At 73.2% G+C, this 22,572-nt stretch carries 22 protein-coding genes and 1 pseudogene; 9 read left to right on the forward strand and 14 right to left on the reverse strand.

What is annotated here, in order from left to right:
- Window positions 1-22: 22 nt before the first annotated feature.
- The gene (locus tag AB0E88_RS15645) at window positions 23-580 is read left to right on the forward strand and encodes a hypothetical protein (RefSeq protein ID WP_361630063.1); all 558 of its coding nucleotides are present in this window, start codon (window positions 23-25) and stop codon (window positions 578-580) included.
- A gap of 7 nt (window positions 581-587) precedes the next feature.
- Here the strand turns inward: AB0E88_RS15645 and AB0E88_RS15650 are convergent, their stop codons facing one another.
- Window positions 588-1,568, reverse strand: coding sequence for an NAD(P)H-quinone oxidoreductase (locus AB0E88_RS15650; RefSeq protein ID WP_361630066.1), 981 nt, complete (start codon window positions 1,566-1,568; stop codon window positions 588-590).
- Between the two features lie 48 nt (window positions 1,569-1,616).
- Window positions 1,617-2,276 (reverse strand): annotated as a pseudogene (locus AB0E88_RS15655) (NAD(P)-binding protein); the annotation flags it as partial.
- Window positions 2,277-2,389: 113 nt separating this feature from the next.
- Between AB0E88_RS15655 and AB0E88_RS15660 the strand changes: the two are divergent.
- The gene (locus AB0E88_RS15660) at window positions 2,390-3,508 is read left to right on the forward strand and encodes a potassium channel family protein (RefSeq protein ID WP_361630068.1); all 1,119 of its coding nucleotides are present in this window, start codon (window positions 2,390-2,392) and stop codon (window positions 3,506-3,508) included.
- A 126-nt stretch (window positions 3,509-3,634) separates the two neighbouring features.
- Here the strand turns inward: AB0E88_RS15660 and AB0E88_RS15665 are convergent, their stop codons facing one another.
- The 5 genes from AB0E88_RS15665 to pdhA all read right to left on the reverse strand — a co-directional run bounded on the left by AB0E88_RS15665 (window position 3,635) and on the right by pdhA (window position 9,935).
- Complete coding sequence (locus AB0E88_RS15665) at window positions 3,635-5,044, reverse strand: molybdopterin molybdotransferase MoeA (protein WP_361630071.1); 1,410 nt, start codon at window positions 5,042-5,044, stop codon at window positions 3,635-3,637.
- Window positions 5,041-5,967 (reverse strand): NTP transferase domain-containing protein, encoded by a 927-nt coding sequence (locus AB0E88_RS15670; RefSeq protein ID WP_361630074.1) that lies wholly within the window; start codon window positions 5,965-5,967, stop codon window positions 5,041-5,043. The genes AB0E88_RS15665 and AB0E88_RS15670 overlap by 4 nt, the downstream gene beginning before the upstream one ends.
- 253 nt (window positions 5,968-6,220) lie before the next feature.
- The gene (locus tag AB0E88_RS15675) at window positions 6,221-7,786 is read right to left on the reverse strand and encodes a dihydrolipoamide acetyltransferase family protein (protein WP_361630077.1); all 1,566 of its coding nucleotides are present in this window, start codon (window positions 7,784-7,786) and stop codon (window positions 6,221-6,223) included.
- Window positions 7,786-8,790 (reverse strand): alpha-ketoacid dehydrogenase subunit beta, encoded by a 1,005-nt coding sequence (locus AB0E88_RS15680; protein WP_361630080.1) that lies wholly within the window; start codon window positions 8,788-8,790, stop codon window positions 7,786-7,788. Before AB0E88_RS15680 ends, AB0E88_RS15675 begins: the two co-directional genes overlap by 1 nt.
- Window positions 8,787-9,935 (reverse strand): pyruvate dehydrogenase (acetyl-transferring) E1 component subunit alpha, encoded by a 1,149-nt coding sequence (gene pdhA, locus AB0E88_RS15685; protein ID WP_361630083.1) that lies wholly within the window; start codon window positions 9,933-9,935, stop codon window positions 8,787-8,789. Before pdhA ends, AB0E88_RS15680 begins: the two co-directional genes overlap by 4 nt.
- Before the next feature lie 187 nt (window positions 9,936-10,122).
- Here pdhA and AB0E88_RS15690 point away from each other — a divergent pair, with 187 nt between their 5' ends.
- Window positions 10,123-10,644 (forward strand): Lrp/AsnC family transcriptional regulator, encoded by a 522-nt coding sequence (locus AB0E88_RS15690; protein ID WP_361630435.1) that lies wholly within the window; start codon window positions 10,123-10,125, stop codon window positions 10,642-10,644.
- A gap of 17 nt (window positions 10,645-10,661) precedes the next feature.
- Here the strand turns inward: AB0E88_RS15690 and AB0E88_RS15695 are convergent, their stop codons facing one another.
- The 3 genes from AB0E88_RS15695 to AB0E88_RS15705 all read right to left on the reverse strand — a co-directional run bounded on the left by AB0E88_RS15695 (window position 10,662) and on the right by AB0E88_RS15705 (window position 13,243).
- A complete protein-coding gene (locus AB0E88_RS15695) occupies window positions 10,662-10,967 on the reverse strand; it encodes a hypothetical protein (protein WP_361630086.1) in 306 nt (101 codons plus the stop codon).
- Between the two features lie 177 nt (window positions 10,968-11,144).
- Window positions 11,145-11,732: a TetR/AcrR family transcriptional regulator gene (locus tag AB0E88_RS15700; protein ID WP_361630089.1), complete on the reverse strand. Its 588-nt coding sequence runs from the start codon at window positions 11,730-11,732 to the stop codon at window positions 11,145-11,147.
- Window positions 11,729-13,243 carry a 3-hydroxyacyl-CoA dehydrogenase gene (locus tag AB0E88_RS15705; protein WP_361630092.1) on the reverse strand — a complete coding sequence of 505 codons (1,515 nt, stop codon included), beginning with the start codon at window positions 13,241-13,243 and terminating at the stop codon, window positions 11,729-11,731. The genes AB0E88_RS15700 and AB0E88_RS15705 overlap by 4 nt, the downstream gene beginning before the upstream one ends.
- 159 nt (window positions 13,244-13,402) lie before the next feature.
- On the opposite strand from AB0E88_RS15705, the gene paaN reads away from it, so the two are divergent.
- Window positions 13,403-15,097, forward strand: a complete 1,695-nt coding sequence (paaN, locus tag AB0E88_RS15710; RefSeq protein WP_361630095.1) for a phenylacetic acid degradation protein PaaN — start codon at window positions 13,403-13,405, stop codon at window positions 15,095-15,097.
- A 66-nt stretch (window positions 15,098-15,163) separates the two neighbouring features.
- Here the strand turns inward: paaN and AB0E88_RS15715 are convergent, their stop codons facing one another.
- From AB0E88_RS15715 to AB0E88_RS15725, 3 genes are read right to left on the reverse strand one after another with little or no spacing between them, the layout of a single operon-like run.
- Complete coding sequence (locus tag AB0E88_RS15715; RefSeq protein ID WP_361630098.1) at window positions 15,164-15,913, reverse strand: TrmH family RNA methyltransferase; 750 nt, start codon at window positions 15,911-15,913, stop codon at window positions 15,164-15,166.
- The gene (locus tag AB0E88_RS15720) at window positions 15,910-17,124 is read right to left on the reverse strand and encodes an HTTM domain-containing protein (protein WP_361630101.1); all 1,215 of its coding nucleotides are present in this window, start codon (window positions 17,122-17,124) and stop codon (window positions 15,910-15,912) included. Before AB0E88_RS15720 ends, AB0E88_RS15715 begins: the two co-directional genes overlap by 4 nt.
- Window positions 17,121-17,993, reverse strand: coding sequence for a DUF5819 family protein (locus AB0E88_RS15725; RefSeq protein WP_361630104.1), 873 nt, complete (start codon window positions 17,991-17,993; stop codon window positions 17,121-17,123). The genes AB0E88_RS15720 and AB0E88_RS15725 overlap by 4 nt, the downstream gene beginning before the upstream one ends.
- Before the next feature lie 388 nt (window positions 17,994-18,381).
- Here AB0E88_RS15725 and paaA point away from each other — a divergent pair, with 388 nt between their 5' ends.
- The 5 genes from paaA to AB0E88_RS15750 are packed head-to-tail and all read left to right on the forward strand — an operon-like array spanning window position 18,382 to window position 21,998.
- On the forward strand, window positions 18,382-19,410 hold the full coding sequence (paaA, locus tag AB0E88_RS15730) for a 1,2-phenylacetyl-CoA epoxidase subunit PaaA (RefSeq protein WP_361630107.1): 1,029 nt from the start codon (window positions 18,382-18,384) through the stop codon (window positions 19,408-19,410).
- Entirely contained in the window at window positions 19,407-19,694 is a 288-nt protein-coding gene (gene paaB, locus AB0E88_RS15735; RefSeq protein ID WP_361630110.1) for a 1,2-phenylacetyl-CoA epoxidase subunit PaaB, read from the forward strand. The genes paaA and paaB overlap by 4 nt, the downstream gene beginning before the upstream one ends.
- Window positions 19,691-20,413, forward strand: a complete 723-nt coding sequence (paaC, locus tag AB0E88_RS15740; protein ID WP_361630113.1) for a 1,2-phenylacetyl-CoA epoxidase subunit PaaC — start codon at window positions 19,691-19,693, stop codon at window positions 20,411-20,413. Before paaB ends, paaC begins: the two co-directional genes overlap by 4 nt.
- Window positions 20,407-20,937 (forward strand): 1,2-phenylacetyl-CoA epoxidase subunit PaaD, encoded by a 531-nt coding sequence (paaD, locus tag AB0E88_RS15745; protein ID WP_361630116.1) that lies wholly within the window; start codon window positions 20,407-20,409, stop codon window positions 20,935-20,937. The genes paaC and paaD overlap by 7 nt, the downstream gene beginning before the upstream one ends.
- Window positions 20,937-21,998 (forward strand): 2Fe-2S iron-sulfur cluster-binding protein, encoded by a 1,062-nt coding sequence (locus AB0E88_RS15750; protein ID WP_361630119.1) that lies wholly within the window; start codon window positions 20,937-20,939, stop codon window positions 21,996-21,998. Before paaD ends, AB0E88_RS15750 begins: the two co-directional genes overlap by 1 nt.
- A gap of 205 nt (window positions 21,999-22,203) precedes the next feature.
- Here AB0E88_RS15750 and AB0E88_RS15755 read toward each other — a convergent pair whose 3' ends face one another.
- Entirely contained in the window at window positions 22,204-22,551 is a 348-nt protein-coding gene (locus tag AB0E88_RS15755) for a rhodanese-like domain-containing protein (protein WP_361630122.1), read from the reverse strand.
- Between the last annotated feature and the right edge of the window lie 21 nt (window positions 22,552-22,572).

Below are 22,572 nucleotides of genomic sequence, written 5' to 3' on the forward strand. Positions count from 1 at the left end.
GTATCCGAGTAATGTGAATTACATGATTACACCGGATCAGCAAGAGCGATTGCGCGGCTGGTTCGCCGGCCGGTTGCCGGACGATCTCTTCGTCAGGCTGGTGGAGGTGACGGTCGATCGCGAGGAGATCACCGTCATCGGTGAGATACCTCAGCCCCGGCTGCCCGACGCCGCTTCGGCCGTGGAGCGGGAGGCAGCGGCGCAGAGCCGGGTGCAGGAGTTCCGCGAGCGGTCCCGCGAGGAGCGGATGGGCGTGGCGCGCGAAGCCGAACACCGGTTCCGCAAGAAGGTGTCGTGGGGCGTCGAGTGCGGCGGTGCACGGGTGATGTTCACGCAGGTCGCCGCGCCGGTGATGACCCGGCTGCGGCAGCCCGAGCGGCAGGTGCTCGACACGCTGGTCGCCGCCGGCGTCGCCCGCAGCCGCAGCGACGCGCTCGCCTGGTGCGTACGGCTGGTACGGCGGCACACCGACGACTGGCTGACCGAGCTGCGGGACTCCCTGGAACACGTCCAGCGCGTCCGTGCCCAGGGCCCCGACGCCGAGTCCGCTGACGAACCCGACGACGGGGACCGGACCTAGGTCCTGGTCAGGGGGCGATCAGCAGCACCTTGCCGATGTGCCCGCTGTCCTCCACGACCCGGTGGGCGGCCGCCGCGTCACTCATCGGCAGCTCGCGGTCGACGACGGGCCGCACATGCCCTTCGGCCAGCAACGGCCACACATGCTCACGTACGGCCGCGACGATGGCCGCCTTCTCGCTGAGCGGCCGGGCCCGCAGCGAGGTCGCGCTGATCGCGCCGCGCTTGCTCAGCAGCGCGCCGATGTTCAGCTCGCCCTTCACACCGCCCTGCATCCCGATGATCGCCAGGCGGCCGTTGACGGCGAGCGCACGGACATTGCGGTCGAGGTACTTGGCGCCCATGTTGTCGAGGATGACGTCCGCGCCGGCCCCGTCGGTGGCCTCCCGGACCTCCTCCACGAAGTCCTGCTCGCGGTAGTTGACCAGGATGTCCGCGCCCAGCTCGGCGCAGTACTCCAGCTTCTCCTTGGTGCCCGCCGTCACCGCGACCTTCGCGCCGAGCGCCTTGGCCAGCTGGATCGCCATCGTGCCGATACCACTGGAGCCGCCGTGCACCAGCAGCGTCTCACCGGGACGCAGATGGGCGACCATGAAGACGTTCGACCAGACCGTGCAGACGACCTCGGGCAGCGCCGCGGCCCGCCGGAGGTCCAGGCCCCGCGGCACCGGCAGCAACTGCCCGGCCGGCACGGCGACCTTCTGGGCGTAACCACCGCCCGACAGCAGCGCGCAGACCTCGTCGCCGACGCTCCACCCGGACACTCCGGGTCCGAGGGCGGCGATCCGTCCGGAGCACTCCAGGCCGGGGTACGGAGAGGCGCCCGGCGGCGGTTCGTAGAACCCCTGCCGCTGCAGGATGTCGGCCCGGTTGACGGCGCTGGCCACCACCTCGACCAGGACCTCGCCCTCGCCGGGCACCGGATCGGGGACCTCGTCCCACACCAGCGCCTCAGGACCACCAGGTTCGGGAATCGTGATCGCATGCATGAGGGCGACGCTACTCCTGCACGCTGTCGCCCGCGGGCGAGGTCGGGCTCAGGCCGGGCCGGGACCTTCCTGCGGCTCGGGGACACGCACGATCGTGATGACCCGGTCCGCCAACTGCAGTACCCCCACGGCCGGATCGTCGTAACCGAGCACCCGGTGCCCACGGACAACGCTCACCACCAGGTCGGCCGTCTCACGTGGGCTGCGGCCCGCCTCCGCCCGGGTGACCGGACGCTCCACCAGGTCGAGCCCGCTGCCCTGCTGGATGAGGTCCTCCATGACCAGCCCCGCCGCGGGACTGAGGACGGACAGGCCCAGCAGCCGGCCCGCCGCACCCGCGCTGGTGATGACCTCGTCGGCGCCCGACTGCTTCAGCAGCGGTGCGTTCTCCTCCTCGCGCACCGCGGCCACGATCGTCGCCTCCGGGTTGAGCTGCCGGGCCGTCAGCGTCACCAGGACGGCCGTGTCGTCGCGCTGGGTCGCGATGATGATCCGCCCCGCCCGCTGCACCTCCGCCCGGCGCAGCACGTCACTGCGGGTGCCGTCACCGACCACGCCCGTGTAGCCCTCGGCGGTCGCGGCGTCGACCACTTTCGCCGACGGGTCGATCACCACGACCCGCTCCTTCTTCAGCCCTGTCGCGCACACGGTCCGGATCGCGGACCGTCCCTTGGTGCCGAACCCGACGACGACGGTGTGGTCGCGCACGAGGGGCCCTCCCGATTCGTGTTGGATCCTGACGGGCATGGTCCCGTCCGCAACCATGGTGCCGTCCGAACGGATCAACGAGACAGGGGCACACGCATGTCAGGGGGCACACGATGAAGGCCGAGCACCGACCGACGCGGGGGGCGCGGACGTCGTCGCTGCTGCGGTCCGTCTGGTACCGCTCCCGTACCGAGGCCCGCGACGACGCCGAGGCCGGCCGGACCATCGCCATGCCGACCCAGACGGCCACGCCCCCGCTGCAGCAGGTCCTGCGCCGCCTCGCCGTGGCCCTGCTGGTCCTCGTCGTCACCACACTGATCGTCTACGTCGACCGCGACGGCTACCGCGACAGCGCGGACAACTCCGTCGACCTGCTGGACGCGGCCTACTACGCCACCGTCACCCTCTCCACGACCGGCTACGGCGACATCACCCCGGTCGGTGACACCGCCCGGCTCGTGAACATCCTCGTCATCACACCCCTGCGGGTGCTGTTCCTGATCATCCTGGTCGGCACCACCCTCGAGGTCCTCACCGAGCGCACCCGTCAGCAGGTCCGCATCCATCGCTGGCGTGCCCGCACCCAGGACCACGTGGTGGTCATCGGATACGGCACCAAGGGCCGCCACGCCGTGCAGACGCTCGTCGGGCAGGGCATCCCCAAGGACCGGATCGTCGTCGTGGACGCCGAGCGCAAGGTGGCGAACGCGGCCTCCGACGACGGGCTGGTCTCCGTCACCGGTGACGCCACCCGGTCCGAGACGCTGCTCAAGGCGGAGGTGCAGCGGGCCGGCCGGGTCATCGTCGCCCCGCAGCGCGACGACACCGCAACCCTCGTCACGCTCACCGCCCGCCAGCTCAACCGGCGCGCCACCATCGTCGCCGCGGTACGGGAGGACGAGAACGCTCCGCTGCTCAAGCAGTCGGGGGCCGACACGGTGATCACCACGTCCAGTTCGGCGGGGCGCCTGCTCGGGGTGTCCATGGTGAGCCCGTCCGTGGCCCGGACGCTGGAGGACCTGATGACCCTGGGCAGCGGGCTGGACATCGCCGAACGGGCGGTGACCGCCGAAGAGGTCGGGAAGACGCCGCGCGCCTGTGCCGACCTGGTGGTGGCGGTCGTCCGTGGAAAGCAGCTGCTGGACTACACCGACCCCCGGCTGGCCGAACTGCGCGCCGGCGACCGGGTGATCACGGTCAGCCGGGCAGTGCCGGTGCCGGCGGAGGACTGAGTCTTCACGCGGCAGCGCGCCGGGGCACCGCGCACCGTTTCACGTGAAACAGCCAGCACGGCACCGTTTCACCTGAAACAGCCCGCACAGCACCGTTTCACGTGAAACAGCCAGCACGGCACCGTTTCACGTGAAACAGACGCCGATGCCCGCGGTCGCCCACGGCAGGTCCAGCATCTCGGTCTCCTGGCCCTGCTGGGCGCCTCCCGGCGGAACGACGGCGAGGGCGTCCGCCGCCGCGATACCGCGCAGCATCGCCGGGCCGTTGTAATGCAGCGGCACGGCCTGGTCACCGCGCAGGACGACGGGGACGAGTCGCGTGTCGTACGGGTGGCCGTGCACCGCGTCCCGCAGCGGCAGCGTGTAGCCCTCGGGCACCGGATGGGCCGCGAGGGCACGCACCAACGGCTGGGCGAGCGTGAGCAGGCCGGACACCGCGGCGAGCGGGTTGCCGGGGAGTCCGACGAGGTGGCGGCCGTCCTTGAGACGGGCGAGCAGCATCGGGTGTCCGGGACGCACCTTGACGCCGTCGACCAGCAGCTCGGCGCCGATGCGGCGCAGCGTGGGGTGGACGTGGTCGACGGGGCCCGAGGCGGTGCCGCCGGTGGTGACGATCAGGTCGGCGTCCGAGGTGGTGACGGCGGTGTGCAGGGCCTCTGCATCGTCCCCGAGCCGCCGTACGGCGGTGACGTCGGCGCCGAGCGCGCGCAGCCACGGCGGCAGCAGCGGGCCGAGAGCGTCACGGATCAGCCCGTCGTGCGGCAGCCCTTCGGTGAGCAGTTCGTCCCCGAGGACGAACAGGTCGACGCGGGGCCGGCGCACGGCGGTGAGGGTGTCGTATCCGGCGGCGGCGGCCAAGCCGAGGACCGCAGGGGTGACGAGGGCACCGGCGGGCAGCAACTGATCGCCGGTGCGGCACTCCTGGCCCCGTGGGCGGATGTCCTGGCCGGTGCCCATCTCCCGGGTGGCGTGCAGCCGGCCCTTGTCGTCGATACGGCCGTGTTCACTGCGGAGCACGGCCGTGGTGTCCGCGGGGACGCGTGCACCGGTGGCGATGCGGACGGCCTCGCCGTCCACGAGCGGTGCGGGTTCGCCGTGCCCCGCGAGCACGCCGGTCTCGCGGACGTCCCACGGACCCGGCCCGGCGACCGCCCAGCCGTCCATCGCCGAGGTGTCGAAGGAGGGGAGGTCGGTGAGGGCGGTGAGCGGGGCGGCCAGGCTGAGACCGAGCGCGTCGGCCAGCGGTACCGAGACGGTCGCGTCGCGCGGGTCGCGCCGCCGTCCGGCGCGGGCGGCGATCGCCCGGGCATCGGGCCAGGGGGTGGCCTTGTGACCGGCGTGGGAGTCGGCGTGGCCGTGCCGCTCGGCTGCCTCGGGCCCGGAGGCGGGTGCGGGGACGTGGTCGCCGCCGGAGCCGTGGCCGGCCCGCGCCGGGTAGGACCGGTCGTGCCGGGGCTGGTCCTTCACGAGGGCGAGCGCCTCGTCGACGTCGAGGTCGTCGGCGTCCCGCTCGTCCCGGACACCCCCGGCCGTCATCCGGCGTCCGGGCGGGTGTCGGGCGTGGCGTCGGGGGCCACATCAGGCTTGTCGCCGCCCTCGCCGGCCCAGCGCTGGGCGAGGGCCGCGGCCTTGTGGGCGGCGTCGGCGACGGCCTGGGGGCCGCCTCCGGCGCGGGCGGCCGCGTAGCCGACGAGGAAGGTGGTCAGCGGGGCCGCGGGCCGGGCCACGCCGTGGGCCGCGTCGCGGGCGAGGTCGAGCAGGACGCCGGTGTCGACGTCGAGGTCGATGCCCAGCTCGTCCTTGACCGTGGAGATCCATTCATCCAACACGTGCCCATGCTCCCTGATGCGTGCTCTGGCGGTGGCGATGTCGTCCCAGGTGTCGCAGTCGAAGGACGCGACCGGGTCGGTGATGCGAGTGAGGTCGAGGAGGGCCGTGAGCCGCCGCAGGGGCAGGCCGCCGAGGCCGCCGTGGTCGGCGCCGAGACGGGTGAGGGCGCGGCGCAGGCTGGCGGCGCGGTAGGCCGCGACGAGCGGCTGGTCGCGGCCGTCGGGGTCGCTGAGCAGCACACCGTCGGTGTGGGTCTCACGCAGGGCGGCGAGCAGCCGGGCGACGCTGTGCCGGTCGAGGAAGGGCAGGTCGGCGGAGAGGAGCAGGACCCGGTCGGCCGTGGTGTGCCGCAGTCCGGCGCCGAGGGCGGCGAGCGGGCCGCCGCCGGGCGGTTCCTCGCGGGCCCAGGTGACCGGGCGGGCGGTGGGCCGGGGGTCGGCGACCACGATGGTGGTGCGCGCGCCGGCGCAGGCCGCGAGGACACGGTCGAGCAGCGGCCGTCCGCCCACACGCACGCCGGGTTTGTCGGCGCCGCCGAGCCGCCGGGCGGCACCACCGGCCAGGACGACGGCGTCGTAGCTGTCCGGGGCGGAGCCGTCGCCGGGGCCGGGGGACTCGTAGGCGGTCACCCCCCGAGTATGCGCGCCCCCGCGATCACAGGGAACGCGGGAGCCTCACCGTGGGCACGGCGGACGCCGGGGGTGCGGCAGACGCCGGGGGTGCGGGCTTGGTGTGCCGTGCCCTCCGGCGCCCGCGGCCGCGCGCCACCGCGTGCGCCCGCCCGCACACCACTGCGCGCCCCCGGCCGCACACCACTGCGCCTCCCGGCGGCGTACCGCGGCGTGTACCGGCCGCGCGCCGCGGTGCCCGGCCGCACCGTCCTCACAGGGTGCGCAGCAGCACCGCCGGTTGTTCCACGCAGTCGGCGACGTACCGCAGGAAGCCGCCCGCCGTGCCGCCGTCGCACACCCGGTGGTCGAAGGTGAGCGAGAGCTGCACGACCTGGCGCACCGCCAGCTCACCGTCGTGGACCCACGGCTTGGGCACGATGCGTCCCACGCCGAGCATGGCCGCCTCGGGGTGATTGATGATCGGCGTGGAGCCGTCGACACCGAACACGCCGTAGTTGTTCAGCGTGAAGGTGCCGCCGGTCAGTTCGGCGGGCGTGAGCGCCCCGGTCCGGGCCGACTCGGTCAGCCGGGCGAACTCCGCGGTGAGCGACTCGGCGTCGCGGGCGTGCGCGTCCCGGACGACGGGCACGACCAGCCCGCGGTCGGTCTGCGCGGCGAACCCGAGGTGCACCTGGTCGAGCTGGACGACTTCCCTGGCTTCGGTGTCGACGGTGGAGTTCAGCTCGGGGAATCGGGCGAGGGCGGCGGTGCAGATGCGGGCCAGCAGGGCGATCAGGGAGATCTTCGGGCCGCCGGCGGCGTTCATCGCGGCCCGGGCACGCATCAGCTCGGTCGCGTCGGCGTCGACCCAGCAGGTCGCGTCGGGAATCTCCCGGCGGCTGCGGGACAGCTTGTCCGCGACGGCCCCGCGAACGCCCTTGAGGGGCGTGCGGATGCCACCGATGGCCGAGGACGACGCCCGGGAAGCGGGCGCGGACGAGGCCCGGGACGCGGGCGCGGTCCCTGCCGGAGCGCCGGCGGACACGCTCGTCCCCCGTACGGACGGCTCGGCGGCCGGCCGGCTCGGCTGCGCCGCGGCGGCGCGCAGCGCGTACTCCACGTCCGCGCGCAGGATCAGCCCGTCGGGTCCGGAACCGTGCAGTTCCCGCAGGTCCAGGCCGCCTTCGCGGGCGAGCCGCCGCACCAGCGGGGAGATGACGGGCACGGGGCCCTCGGGGTGCGGCCGGTCGGCGGCGCCTTCGGTGTGCGGGGTGTCGGGCTGGACGATCCCCGGCTCGCGGAAGCCCGCCAGGCCCGGCTCCGGGCGGGCCGTCCCGGACGCCCGGTCGGCCCCCTGTGCCCGCGCGCCGGGCGAGGTGCCGCGCCCCGGCGCGGACGCGCCGCCCGGCGTGCCCGGTCCGGTGAGCCCGGTCGGCCGCACCCGGCGGCGGCGGGCGGGGGGTGCTCCGGTGCCGTAGCCGACGAGGACGTTGCCCGACCCTTCGGCGGTGCCGGTGCCCGTTCGCGAACCCTCGGCGGTGGTGGACCGGGCGGTCGCGGCGTGCACGTCACCGTCGTCGCCGGAGGCTGGGGCGCCGACGGCCACCGTCAGCAGGGGCGCGCCGACGGGCAGTTCCTGGCCCTCCTCGCCGAAGCGGGCGGTGACCACACCGCCGTAGGGGCAGGGCACCTCGACCATCGCCTTGGCGGTCTCCACCTCGACGACGGGCTGGTCGACGGCGACGACGTCACCGACCTCGACCAGCCAGCGCACGATCTCCGCCTCGGTGAGCCCCTCCCCGAGATCGGGAAGCTTGAACTCCAGCACCTGTGCCATCAGCCCTCGGCCTCCCACTGCAGACGCGCCACGGCGTCCAGGATCCGGTCGACGCCGGGAAGATGGTGCCGCTCCAGCATGGGCGGCGGGTAGGGGATGTCGAAGCCGGCCACACGCAGCACCGGCGCCTCCAGGTGGTGGAAGCAGCGCTCGGTGACGCGGGCCGCGATCTCTCCGCCCGGGCCGCCGAACCCGCCCGACTCGTGGACGACGATCGCGCGCCCGGTGCGCCGTACGGACGCGCACACGGTCTCGTCGTCGAACGGCACCAGGGAACGCAGATCGACGACCTCGAGGTCCCATCCCTCGGCGCCGGCGGCCTCGGCGGCCTCCAGGCAGACGGGCACGGACGGGCCGTAGGTGATCAGGGTGGCGCTGCTGCCGGGGCGGCGCACCACCGCGCGCCCTATCGGCTCCACGGGCGTGGGCTCCTCGGCGTTCCAGGAGTCCTTCGACCAGTACAGCCGCTTGGGTTCGAGGAAGACCACGGGGTCGTCGGAGGCGATGGCCGCGCGCAGCAGCCCGTAGGCGTCGGCGACGGTCGCGGGCGTGACGACATGGAGCCCCGGAGTCGCCATGTAGTACGCCTCGGAGGAGTCGCTGTGGTGCTCGACGCCGCCGATGCCGCCGCCGTAGGGGACGCGGATGGTGATCGGCAGGGGCATCGTGCCGCGGGTGCGGTTGCGCATGCGGGCGACGTGGCTGATCAGCTGCTCGAACGCCGGGTAGGCGAAGGCGTCGAACTGCATCTCGACGACCGGGCGCAGGCCGTACATGGCCATGCCGACGGCGGTGCCGAGGATGCCGGCCTCCGCGAGCGGGGTGTCGGTGACGCGGTCCTCGCCGAACTCCTTGGCCAGGCCGTCGGTGACCCGGAAGACGCCGCCGAGGGTGCCGACGTCCTCGCCCATGACGTGCACGGCGGGGTCGGCCGCCAGCGCGTCGCGCAACGCGCGCGTGAGGGCCTGCGCCATGGTGGCGGGCTTGACGGCGACGGTCGTCATCGGTGCGTCCCTTCCCGGCCGGCCTCGTGCTCGGCCGCCAGCTCGGCCTCCAGCAGGGCACGCTGCTCGCGCAGTTGGGGTGTGGGCTCGGCGAAGACGTGGTCGAACAGGTCGGCGGCGTCGAGCTGCGGGTCGCGGTTCATGCGCTCGCGCAGGTCGGCGGCCATGGCCTCGGCGTCCTGGCGGGCGGCCTCGATGCCTGCCTCGTCGAGGAGTCCCCGCTCGGTCAGCTCGTGCTCCAGCAGCTGGATCGGGTCGTGCGCGCGCCAGGCGTCGACCTCGCCGTCGCCGCGGTAGCGGGTGGCGTCGTCGGCGTTGGTGTGGGCGTCCACGCGGTAGGTGATCGCCTCGACGAGGGTGGGGCCGCCTCCGGCACGCGCGTGCCGTACGGCGTCGGTGAGGACCTCGTGCAGGGCGGCGGCGTCGTTGCCGTCGACGAGCCGGCCGGGCATGCCGTAGCCGACGGCCTTGTGCGCCAGGGAGGGCGCGGCGGTCTGCTTGGCGAGCGGTACGGAGATGGCGAAGCCGTTGTTCTGCACCAGGAAGACGACCGGGGCCTGCCAGACGGCGGCGAAGTTCAGCGCTTCGTGGAAGTCGCCCTCGCTGGTGCCGCCGTCGCCGACCAGGGCGAGGGCGACCACGTCGTCGCCCTTGAGGCGGGCTGCGTGCGCGAGACCGACGGCGTGCGGAAGCTGGGTGGCCAGCGGGGTGCACAGCGGCGCGACCCGGTGCTCGTGGGGGTCGTAGCCGGTGTGCCAGTCGCCGCGCAGCAGGGTGAGTGCCTCGACGGGGTCGACACCGCGGGCGACGGCGGCGAGCGTGTCGCGGTAGCTGGGGAAGAGCCAGTCCTGCTCCTGCAGCACGAGGGCAGCGGCGACCTCGCAGGCCTCCTGGCCGGTGCTGGAGGGGTAGACGGCGAGCCGGCCCTGCTTGGTGAGGGCGGTGGCCTGGGCGTTGTAGCGGCGGCCGCGCACCAGGTGCGCGTACAGGCGGCGCAGCAGCGCGGGGTCGGCCTTGGCGGCGGCCTCGGTGCCGAGGACCCGGTAGGGCTCGGTGTCGGGCAGCAGCGGCGCGGGGTCCGTGCGGGGCTGCCAGGCGGGCGGCGGCGAGGGCTTGTAAGCGCCTCGCTGCTCCATGACCGTCATGACGGCACCTCCTCATGGGGGCGGCTGTAGGCGCAGCCTCTGTGATGCGCCTCACCTACCGATTGTTCGGTCGCCGGCACATTTTGGCTACGGGTGGCCTCAGGCTGTGGACAAACGGTTCTCCACAGCTTGGGATGAACGCAGTACGTCCACGGCAGGAAGGTGGGGGGACATGGCATCTGAACAAATGGCCGATCCCGCGGGCTCCGCGGCGACCCCGCCGGTCCCGGCGAGCCCGGCCGGCGGCGCTCCGCTGCCCCCCGCGCGGCCGCTGGACGCCATCGACCACGACATCCTGAAGATGCTCCAGACCGACGGCCGTGCCTCGATACGGTCCGTCGCCGAGCGCGTCCACGTCTCGCGCGCGAACGCCTACGCGCGCATCAACCGCCTCGTCGAGGACGGCGTCATCCGCGGGTTCGGCGCCCGCGTCGACCACGAGCGGGCCGGGCAGGGCACGTCCGCGTACATCACGCTGAAGATCGTGCAGAACTCCTGGCGGACGGTGCGCGAGCAGTTGCGGCAGCTGCCCGGCGCGTCCCACATCGCCTTGGTGGGCGGTGACTTCGACGTCCTGCTGCTGGTGCACACCCCGGACAACCGGGCGCTGCGCGAGGTGGTGCTCACCCGGCTCCAGGCGATCCCGGAGGTGCTCAGCACGCGCACGCTGCTGGTGTTCGAGGAGGAGGACCTGGAGCCGCAGGGCTGAGATCCGGTACGGGACCGTCAGCCCCCCGCCATGGCCACACCCAGCATCAGCGCGAACAGCATCGGCAGCAGCACACACCCGAGCCCGGCGCCGGCGGCCAGCATGCGCGGCGTGCGCAGGGAGCGGCGGTGCGGGAGCGTCCAGGAGAGCGCGAGCAGACCGACCGCCCAGTAGAAGATCCCGCCGAGAGCGCCGATGCCGTCCTCGGACCGGAACCACCAGTACTCCAGCACCAGGAAGGGCAGGCCGCACAGGGAGGCCACCAAAGGCGCCCGCCACCACGTCGGATGAGGCGTGGGCGGCCGCAGGTCGTCGTCGGACATGCCGCCCACCCCATCACCACCGGCGGACCGCAGCATCCGGTCACCTACTCACGCCCGCACGCACGCGTACTCAGGTGATTGGTCACCGCCCCCGCGGGCCAGGCGCGTACTCAGGCGAACGGTCACCGGCCCCGCGGGCAGGGCACGCACTCCGGTGGCCCGGCACCGCCCCAGCGCTCAGGCCTGCCGCAGCCCCCCGAAGACCAGCACGACGACCGCCTCGGCGACTTCCCGTTCACTCATGCCGCGGCCGTCGGGCCGGTACCACTCCACGATGGAGTTGATCATTCCGAAGACCAGCCGGGTCGCGAGCCGCACCTCCACGTCGCCGCGCACGTCCCCGTCCGCGGCCGCCGCCTTGAGCAGTTCGGCGACCCGGTGGTCGAACTCACGGCGCCGCTCCAGGGCCCACCGCTCGGTGGCGGTGTTGCCGCGCACCCGCAGCAGCAGCGTCACGTACGGCAGTTCGGCGATCAGCACCTCGACCATGCGCCGCACGACGTACTCCAGCCGGTCCGCGGCGCGCCCCACGCACGCGTGCTCCTCGTCGAGGATCGCGAACAGCCCGTCCAGCGCCCGGCTCACCGCACGCCGCAGCAACTCCTCCTTGCCGGCGACGTGGTGGTAGATCGACGACTTGGAGATGCCGGCCGCTTTGGACAGGTGCTCCATGGACGTGCCGTCGTAGCCGCGCTCGTTGAAGACGCGCACGGCCACGGACAGCAGCGTCTCCGGGGTGTACGTGTCGCGCTTGGCGGTGGTCATGGAGTGCCCTCCCGCGAGTCGGCGGCGTGCGCGTGGCGGTACAGCGCGAGGGAGGGCGCGTAACGGCCCGACGGCTCGCGCAGACTCAGCTCCTCCAGCAGGTCGTGCACCCAGGTGGCGCCCACCCGGCGGCCCCATTCGAAGGGGCCGAGCGGGTAGTTGACGCCCAGGCGCATCGCCGTGTCGATGTCCTCCTCGGTGGCCACGCCCTTGGCGACGGCGTCGTGCGCGAGGTCGACGATCCGGGCGACCGTGCGGGCGACGATCATTCCGGGGACGTCGCCGATGAGGCTGACCTTCTTGCCGAGCGCCTGGAACAGCCCGGTCGCCTCGGCGACGGCCCGGGCGGAGGTGTCCTGGGAGGCGGACAGGGCGATGCGGCCGGCCCTGCGGTAGTCCAGGGCGAGGTCGAAGTAGACGACGTCGCGGAACTCCACGGAGGTCTGGCCGTCGGCGAGGGCGAGGTGGCCACCGCTGGGCAGCACAAGGCGGGTGCCGTTGTCCTCGTCCTCCTCACGGACCTGGATGCCCGCCTCGCGGATCAGCGGAAGCAGTTCGGAGGCCGGGCCCAGGTCGCCCTCCGCGACGACGTAGGCGGGCGCCTTGTGCGGCTCGGCGGTGTGCGGCTCGGGCCGCTCGGCGCCCTCGCGGTAGTCGTACCAGCCCTGGCCGCTCTTGCGGCCGAGCCGGCCGGACTCCACCAGGCGGCGCTGGGCGAGGGACGGGGTGAAGCGCACGTCCTGGAAGAAGGACTGCCACACCGACTGCGTGACCGACTCGTTGACGTCCTGGCCGATCAGGTCGGTCAGTTCGAAGGCGCCCATCCTGAAGCCGCCGGACTCGCGCAGGACGGCGTCGATGGTGGCCGGATCGGCGCCCTGGTACTCCAGGACGGCGAACGCCTCGGCGTAGAAGGGCCGCGCGATGCGGTTGACGATGAAGCCGGGGGTGTCGGCGCAGGCGACCGGCGTCTTCCCCCAGGTCCGGGCGGTCTCGTACGCGCGCGTGGCGGAGGTGACGTCGGTGGCGTACCCGGAGACGACCTCGACCAGCGGCAGCAGCGGCGCGGGGTTGAAGAAGTGCAGGCCGACGAACCGGCCGGGCCGGCGCAGGGCGCCGCCGATCGCGGTGACCGACAGGGAGGAGGTGTTGGTGGCGAGCAGGCAGTCCTCGCCGACGACGTCCTCCAGGTCCCGGAACAGCTGCTGTTTGACGTCCAGCCGCTCCAGGACCGCCTCGACGACGAGCGCGCAGTCGGCCAGGTCGGTGAGGGAGTCGGCGGGAGTGAGCCGGGCGCGGGCCGCGTCGCGGGCGGCGGCGGAGAGGCGGTCCTTCTCGACGAGCCGGTCGAGGCGGGCGCCGATCGCTTCGGCCGCTTGACGGGCGCGTCCCGGCGCGGCGTCGTACAGCCGCACGGGGTGGCCCGCGACCAGCGCGACCTGGGCGATGCCCTGGCCCATGGTGCCGGTGCCGACGACGGCCACGGGGCTGCTGAGGTCGAGTGCTGTCATGTGCGCGATCCTCCCGCACGGGGTTTTCCACAGATGCGGCAGGCCCCCTTGTCCCGACCGATCGTTCGGTTACTCTAACTCTGTCCTGCTGTTCCCGCCCATGGTTTCGCCCAGGTCATGAACTCGACGAAGAGTTCTCGAGACAGGAGTTGGTCCCGCATGGCCGCCGAACTGACCGCGCACGACCTGATCGCCAGGCACCGGCCCACCCTCGACCAGGCGCTCGAGGCCATCCGCACGCGCGCGTACTGGTCCCCGCACCCCGAGCACCCCAAGGCCTACGGCGAGGAGCACGGCAGCCTGGACGCGGCGGCGGGCAAGGCCGCCTTCGACGCCCTGCTGGGCAGCCGCCTCGACCTCGACCAGCCCGGCACCGACGACTGGGTCGGCGGCGAGGTCTCCCCGTACGGCATCGAGCTGGGTGTGACGTACCCGCACGCGGACCTCGACGTGCTGCTGCCCGCGATGAAGGCCGGGCAGCGCGCCTGGCGGGACGCGGGCCCGCAGGTGCGCGCGGCGGTCTGCGTGGAGATCCTCAAGCGGATCAGCGACCGGACGCACGAGTTCGCGCACGCGGTCATGCACACCTCCGGCCAGGCGTTCATGATGGCGTTCCAGGCGGGCGGCCCGCACGCCCAGGACCGCGGTCTGGAGGCGGTGGCCTACGCGTACGCGGAGCAGACCCGCACGCCCGAGGCCGCCGAGTGGTCCAAGCCGCAGGGCAAGCGCGACCCGCTGACCCTGACCAAGGAGTTCACGCCGGTCCCGCGCGGCATCGGCCTGGTCATCGGCTGCAACACCTTCCCGACCTGGAACGGCTTCCCTGGCCTGTTCGCGTCCCTGGCCACCGGCAACGCCGTGCTGGTCAAGCCGCACCCGCGCGCGGTGCTGCCGCTGGCTCTCACCGTGCAGATCGCGCGCCAGGTGCTCACCGAGGCCGGTTTCGACGCCAACCTGGTGGCGCTGGCCGCCGAGCGGCCCGGCGAGGGCATCGCCAAGACGCTCGCCACGCGCCCCGAGATCCGGATCATCGACTACACCGGCTCGACCTCCTTCGGCGACTGGCTGGAGGCCCACGCCCGACAGGCGCAGGTCTACACCGAGAAGGCCGGCGTCAACACGGTGATCGTCCACTCCACGGACAACTACAAGGGGATGCTCGCCAACCTGGCGTTCTCGCTGTCCCTGTACAGCGGCCAGATGTGCACCACCCCGCAGAACCTGCTCATCCCGCGCGAGGGCATCCACACCGACGCGGGCCCCAAGTCCTACGACGAGGTGGTCGCCGACCTCGCGCAGGCGGTGGATGGCCTGCTCGGCGACGACGCCCGGGCGAACGCCCTGCTCGGCGCGATCGTCAACCCCGACGTCAAGGCCCGTCTGGAGGCCGCGGCCGGGCTGGGCGAGGTCGCCCTCGCCTCCCGTGAGATCGTCAACCCGGAGTTCCCCGGCGCGGTCGTGCGCACCCCGGTGATCGTCAAGCTGGACGGTGCCAAGCCGGACGACGAGGCCGCCTACATGAGCGAGTGCTTCGGGCCGGTCTCCTTCGCCGTCGCGGTCGACTCGCTCACCGACGCCGTCGAGCTGCTGCGGCGCACGGTCCGCGAGAAGGGCGCGATGACCGTCGGGGCGTACACCACCGACAGCGAGGCCGCGCAGCAGATCGAGGAGGTCTGCCTGGAGGAGGCCGCACAGCTGTCCTTCAACCTCACCGGCGGGGTGTACGTGAACCAGACGGCGGCGTTCTCCGACTTCCACGGCTCGGGCGGCAACCCCGCGGCCAACGCCGCACTGACCGACGGTGCGTTCGTCGCGAACCGCTTCCGCGTGGTCGAGGTGCGCCGGGAGGCGTAGGTCCGGCGGGTGTGCCCCGGGGACGCAGGCACACTCCCAGCAGATGCCCCTCACGGGGGCGTGCGCCTAGCGGGGCGCGCCCCCGGTGACGCTCCAGTGGTACAGCGTCATGGCCACGCTGGTGGCCAGGTTGTAGCTGGAGACCTGGGGGCGCATCGGCAGCGCCAGCAACTGGTCCGCACGCGCGCGCAGGGCGGCGGACAGCCCGCTGCGCTCGGAGCCGAAGGCGAGGACGGCGTCGTCGGGGAGTTTCACGCCCCGGATGTCCTCGCCCTCGGGGTCCAGCGCGAACACCGGACCGGGCGGCAGCTCCTCGACGTCCAGCCGCTCCACGGCGGTCGCGAAGTGCAGCCCCGCGCCGCCACGCACCACCGTGGGATGCCAGGGGTCCAGGGTGCCGGTGGTGACCACGCCGGTCGCCCCGAAACCGGCGGCCAGCCGGATCACGGCCCCGGCGTTGCCCAGGTTGCGCGGGTTGTCCAGCACGACGACCGGTGCCCGCCGGGGCAGACGCGCCAGCGTCCGCAACTGTGCCTCCCGCGCCGGCCGCACGGCCAGCGCGGCCACGCCCGTGGGGTGCGGGCGCGGCACCAGCGAGGCGTACGTCGCTTCCGGCACCTCGGTCAGCAGCTCCCGCAGCGTCCGCCGCACGTCCGGGGCCAGCTCGTCGGCCAGCGCGAGGGCGGCGCCGCGGTCGGTGGCGACCGCCACCGGGACGCCCGCCCCGAAGCGCAGGGCGTGCTTGAGGGCGTGGAAGCCGTCGAGGAGCACCGCCGAGTCGGCCAGGCGCCGCCAGTCGGCCAGCGGATCGGTCATGCCGTAGAGCCTACGTGCGGCTGCTCCGCGGCCTCCGCCGTGCGCGGCCGCGGAAGCTCGCCCCTCGCCCCGCGCGCGAACACACGGTCACGCACGCGTGCCGCCGGCCTCTCCAGCCGGCGCAGGAACGACGTGGGCAGGAAGACGGAGTCCGCGACGATCATCGCGAGCGAGAAGAACGGCAGGCCGAGGACGACGGCGATCACGGCGTGCTCGGTCATCATGGCGGCCAGCAGCACGTTCTTCACCCGCCGGTTGAACAGGGTGAACGGGAAGGCGACCTGCACGATCACGGTCCCGTAGGTCACGATCAGCATCATCGTGCCGCTGGAGGACATCAGATCGGCCAGCCACGGCCAGGGCGTGAAGTAGTCCAGGTGGAGCGGGTAGTAGACGGCGGTGCCGTCCTGCCAGCGCGAGCCCTGGATCTTGTACCAGCCGGCCGTGGCGTAGATCAGACAGGCCTCGGCCATGATCACCACGAGGGCGCCGTTGTGCAGCAGGTTGGCGATCACGTCGAGCAGGACGCGCGGTTCACCGCCGCGCGAGCGCCCCCCGACGAGCCACCGCAGGCCGTGCGCCAGCCAGGCCGCCCACAGCAGGGCCGGTATCTCCCACTCCTGGGAGCCGAACCGGCCGCCCGCGGTCGCCATGACCAGCACCACGCCGAGCACCGCCCACAGCGCGGGCCCCACACGGTCCGCCACCCGCTCGCCACGCGCGTGTGCCTGCTCGGCCCGCCGCTCCCGGCGCGCGTCCAGCGACCACACCTGGCCGCACCGCGTGAACACGAGGTAGATCGACATCAGGTGCAGCACGTTGTCGCCGCCGTCACCCATGAAGACGCTGCGGTTCTGCAGCGACAGCACGCCGACCATGAACAGCAGCGACATGGTGCGGGTGCGCCAGCCGAGGGCCAGCAGTGCCGAGGCGACCACGGCGAGCACGTAGACGATCTCGAACCACATCCGGCTGTCGGACCACATCAGCACGGTGAACGCGCCGTTGGTGCCGATCAGCTGCTGGGCCAGGTCCCAGCTCCACGGGCCGTCGGGGCCGTACAGCTCGGCGCGGTGGGGGAACTCCCGCAGCAGGAACAGCAGCCAGGTCGAGGCGAAGCCGATCCGGATCAGCGCGGTCTGGTACGGGCCGTGGGCGGCTTCGGTGACGCGGGCGATCGCGCCGGACACCGACAGGGCGAGGCGGTTCACCGGGCACCTCCGGGGGTGTCGTCCTGCGCCACCGTCCACCAGGGCAGCACCCGGAACACCGGCTTCTGGGAGACCTTCTCACTGCTCCACCGCGGCGGGGCCACGGCGGTCGTACGGGAGCGGAACTGCACGCGCTCGACGGTTGCGCCGGCACCGGCCACGCCCGACCGGTCCAGGCGCAGCACCGCGATGCGGCGCAGGTACGTCTCGGACAGCGTGCCGCGCAGCCCCACGGGGCGGCTGTCGCCGGTGTGGCTGGCGGTGAAGAAGTCCCAGGCGCGCCGCAGCTCGTTCTGCTGGGTGTGGCTCGGCAGCGGGTTGTGCTCGATGGCCCGGCCGTCCTGCGCGGACAGCCCGTACCAGCCGGTGGTGCGCAGGTCGCCGCCCGCGGTGCGGATCTCGGCGCGGACCTCGACGGCGATGTTCTGCTGGAGGGGGTTGGGCGCGAACAGCTTCCAGTTCTGCTCGAACTCCGGGTAGATCCACTCGTCGACTGCCGTGCCGTGCTTGCGGCTGACCGTGTTGGCGGGCGCGACGTGCAGGAACACCATGCCTATCTGCACGCACACCGCCACCGCCACGACGGCGAGCGCCAGCGCGGCCCCCACCTGGTAGCGGGGGGAGAGCGCGGCGACGCCGGTGCGCGGGGGTGCGGGGGACGCCTCGGTCGTCCGGGCGTCGGCCGTCCGGGCGTCGGTGGCCTGCGGGTCGGCCGTCTGCGGGCCGGCTGTCTGCGCGTCGGCCGTCCGGGCGTAGTCGGCCGGTGGTACCTGCGGCACGGGCGGCCGCTCCCGGTCCGCCGGGCGGTCGTCCGATCCCGGCGGCGCGCTGCCGCCGCCGTACGCGTCGTTCCCGCCGTACGTGTCCATTCCGCCCCGTCTTTCGATGTCCTGATGTCCGGCCCTGCCGTGCCCGCCCGCGGCCCCTGCCCCGGCGCCTGCGGGGATACGGCCGCGGCGCGCCCGCACGGAACGGTACTCAGCCCCAGCGGCCCCGCACAGCCCCACCCCGCACGGCGGTCCCACCGGCCCGGCACGGACGGAGAACCCACCGGACCGGCACGGACACAGGACCCGAGCGCCGGCCGCTCGTCCTTCCGCGCCGGGCGCGGCCTTCGCGCGAGGTTTTCCACAGGGCCGGCCGCAGGTTGTCCACAGCGGTTGACACCTTACGACGCCCGTCCCACCATGGAATCGCACGGACCGAACGATCGGTCGGGAGCATGCCGGGTCAGCACCCAAGGTCGAGGGGGACCAGATGGCGACAGCAGCCGCGCACGACACGAGCCGCACCACGGCGCCCGGCGCCCAGGACGGCGCCGAGGCCGGATACGAGCGTGCCTTCGACGCCGCCGTGGCCGCCGACGAGCGCATCGAGCCGCGCGACTGGATGCCGGACGCCTACCGCGCGACGCTGGTCCGCCAGATCGCACAGCACGCGCACTCCGAGATCATCGGCATGCAGCCGGAAGCCAACTGGATCACGCGCGCGCCCTCACTGCGCCGCAAGGCGATCCTGATGGCCAAGGTCCAGGACGAAGCCGGCCACGGCCTGTATCTCTACAGCGCGGCCGAGACCCTCGGCACCGGCCGCGACGAGCTGCTCGACAAGCTGCACACCGGCCGCCAGAAGTACTCCTCGATCTTCAACTACCCGACGCTGACCTGGGCGGACGTCGGCGCGATCGGCTGGCTGGTGGACGGCGCCGCGATCACCAACCAGGTCCCGCTGTGCCGCTGCTCCTACGGACCCTACGCACGCGCGATGGTCCGTATCTGCAAGGAGGAGTCCTTCCACCAGCGCCAGGGCTACGAGCTGCTGCTCACCCTGAGCAAGGGCACGCCGGAGCAGCACGCGATGGCGCAGGACGCGGTGAACCGCTGGTGGTGGCCGTCGCTGATGATGTTCGGCCCGCCCGACGACGAGTCGGCGCACTCGGCCCAGTCGATGGCCTGGAAGATCAAGCGCCACTCCAACGACGAGCTGCGCCAGCGCTTCGTGGACATCTGCGTCCCGCAGGCCGAGAGCCTCGGTCTGACGCTCCCCGACCCGGAGCTGACGTGGAACGAGGAGCGGGGTCACTACGACTTCGGGGCGATCGACTGGTCGGAGTTCCGGGACGTCCTCAAGGGCAACGGCCCGTGCAACGACCAGCGCATCACCCAGCGCCGACGCGCCCACGAGGAGGGCGCGTGGGTGCGCGAGGCGGCCGCGGCCCACGCGGCGAAGCACACCGGCACCGGCGCCGGGACGCACACCGGCATCAGGGGAGTGGAGCAGGCATGACGAACACCGACTGGCCGCTGTGGGAGGTCTTCGTGCGCTCGCGCCGGGGCCTCGCCCACACCCACGCCGGCAGCCTGCACGCGCCCGACGCGGAGCTCGCCCTGCGCAACGCCCGCGATCTGTACACCCGGCGCGGTGAAGGCGTGTCCATCTGGGTGGTCCCCTCCGCGGCGATCACCGCGTCCTCGCCCGACGAGAAGGACCCGTTCTTCGAGCCGGCCGCCGACAAGCCGTACCGGCATCCGACCTTCTACGAGATCCCGGACGGGGTGAAGCACCTGTGACCACGACGGTTCCCGCCACGGCGGCCCTCGCGCTGGGCGACGACGCGCTGGTGCTCTCCCACCGCCTCGGGGAGTGGATGGGGCACGCCCCCGTGCTGGAGGAGGAGGTCGCCCTCGCCAACATCGCCCTCGACCTGCTCGGCCAGGCCCGGGTGCTGCTGTCGATGGCCGGCGACGAGGACGACCTGGCCTATCTGCGCGAGGAACGCGCCTTCACCAACCTCCAGCTGGTGGAGCAGCCCAACGGCGACTTCGCGCACACCATCGCCCGGCAGCTGTACTTCTCCACCTACCAGCACCTGCTGTACGGCCAACTGGCCACCGGCGACGGCCCGTTCGCCCCGCTCGCCGCGAAAGCCGTGAAGGAGACCGCCTACCACCGCGACCACGCCGAGCAGTGGACGCTGCGCCTGGGCGACGGCACGGAGGAGAGCCACGCCCGCATGCAGCGCGCCTGCGAGACGCTGTGGCGCTTCACCGGCGAGATGTTCCAGCCCGTCGAGGGCCTGGACGGCGTGGACCGTGACGCGCTGCGCGAGAGCTGGCTCGCCTCGGTCGGGGAGGTGCTCGCCCGCGCGACCCTGACCCTGCCCGAGGGCCCGCAGTCCGGGGCGTGGACGGCCGGAGCCGGCCGGGAGGGGCTGCACACCGAGTCGTTCGGCCGGATGCTCGCCGAGATGCAGCACCTGCACCGCAGCCACCCGGGGGCGTCATGGTGACGACCACCCCGCTCGAGGAGGAACTGCTCAGGATCGCCGGTGCGGTTCCCGACCCAGAGCTGCCCGTGCTCACCCTGGAGGAGCTGGGGGTCGTGCGGGCGGTACGGATGCGCGGCGCGGACGCGGTCGAGGTCGAGCTGACGCCGACGTACACGGGCTGCCCGGCGCTGGAGACCATGAGCACCGACATAGAGCGGGCGCTGCACGCGCACGGCGTGCGCGAGGTCACCGTCCGCACCGTGCTCTCACCGGCCTGGTCCACGGACGACATCAGTGACGAAGGGCGCCGCAAACTGCGCGAGTTCGGCATCGCGCCGCCGCGCGTCCGGCGGGAGGGCGGACCGGTCACGGTCGCGCTGGGGCCGACACGCACCTCGGGCGGCGAGGAAGCGGACCCGGTCCGCTGCCCCCACTGCGGCTGCGCCGACACCGAGCTGCTCAGCCGTTTCTCCTCCACCGCGTGCAAGGCACTGCGTCGCTGCCTCGCCTGCCGCGAACCCTTCGACCACTTCAAGGAGTTGTGATGGCCCGCTTCCACCGGCTCCCCGTGGCCGAGGTCGACCGGCTCACCGACGACTCCGTCGCGCTGACCTTCGCCGTCCCCGAGGAACTGCGCGAGGAGTTCCGGCATGCGGCGGGGCAGCACCTCGCCCTGCGCCGGATCGCCGACGGCACGGAGATACGCCGGACGTACTCCATCTGCTCCCCGGCGCCCGCGCCGGACGGACCGGGCCCGCGCACCCTGCGGATCGGTGTGCGGCTGGTGGAGGGCGGGGCGTTCTCCACGTATGCGCTGAAGGAGATCAACGTCGGGGACGAGGTGGAGGTGATGACCCCGGCGGGGCGCTTCACCCTCGACCCGGCGCCCGGGCTGTACGCGGCGGTCGTCGGCGGCAGTGGCATCACCCCGGTGCTGTCGATCGCGGCCACCGTGCTGGCACGCGAGCCGCGGGCCCGTTTCTGCCTGGTACGCAGCGACCGGACGTCCGCCTCGACGATGTTCCTCGAAGAGGTCGCCGACCTGAAGGACCGCTACCCGGACCGGCTGCAGCTGGTGACCGTGCTGTCCCGGGAGGAGCAGCAGGCGGGGCTGCCGTCCGGACGCCTCGACCAGGAGCGGCTGACCGGTCTGCTGCCGGCGCTGCTGCCGGTCGGTGAGGTCGCGGGGTGGTTCCTGTGCGGGCCGTTCGGGCTGGTGCAGCAGGCGGAGCGGGCACTGCGCGAGCTGGGCGTGGCCCGGGCCCGGATCCACGAGGAGATCTTCCACGTGGACGCGGCCTCCCCCACACCGGCCTCCGGCGCCCCGGCGCACAGCGCCGTCACCGCCCGCCTCGACGGACGCGGTGGCACCTGGCCGGTCCAGGAGGGCGAGACGCTGCTGGAGACGGTGCTGCGCAACCGGCCCGACGCGCCCTACGCCTGCAAGGGCGGCGTGTGCGGCACGTGCCGGGCCTTCCTGGTCTCCGGTGAGGTGCGCATGGACCGCAACTTCGCACTGGAGCCGGAGGAGACGGAGGCCGGCTACGTCCTCGCGTGCCAGTCGCATCCCGTGACGGAACGGGTGGAGCTGGACTTCGACCGCTGAGACGGCCTCGACGGCTGAGACGGCCCCGACCGCTGTGAGACAGCTTGCGGACGGCGGCCCCGGCCGACGGCGGCCCCGTCGGCGGGCTGGCCCGTCGGTGGGGCGGCCCGTCGGTGGGGCTGCCGTCGGCAGGGCGGACCGTGCGGAAGGCGTCGGGACGACGTCCGAACAACACCGGGACGGCGTCAGGACGACAGGCCGGTCCCTACAGGACGTGCCCGGGCTTGCCCTCGTCGGTGATCACGGGGCGGCCGGTGGCGGCCCACACCTGCATGCCGCCGTCGACGTTCACCGCGTCGATGCCCTGCTGGGCCAGGTACATCGTGACCTGGGCGGACCGCGCGCCCGAGCGGCAGATGACGTGGACGCGGCCGTCCTGCGGCGCGGCCTCGGTCAGCTCGCCGTAGCGGACCACGAACTCGCTGATCGGGATGTGCAGGGCGCCCTCGGCGTGGCCCGCCTGCCATTCGTCGTGCTCACGGACGTCCAGCAGGAAGTCGCCGTCCTTGACGTCCTTGGCCTCGACCGTGGGAACACCAGCTCCAAAACTCATGCACCCGACGCTACCGGACGC

Source organism: Streptomyces sp. NPDC028635 (assembly GCF_040637635.1).
GTDB lineage: Bacteria > Actinomycetota > Actinomycetes > Streptomycetales > Streptomycetaceae > Streptomyces.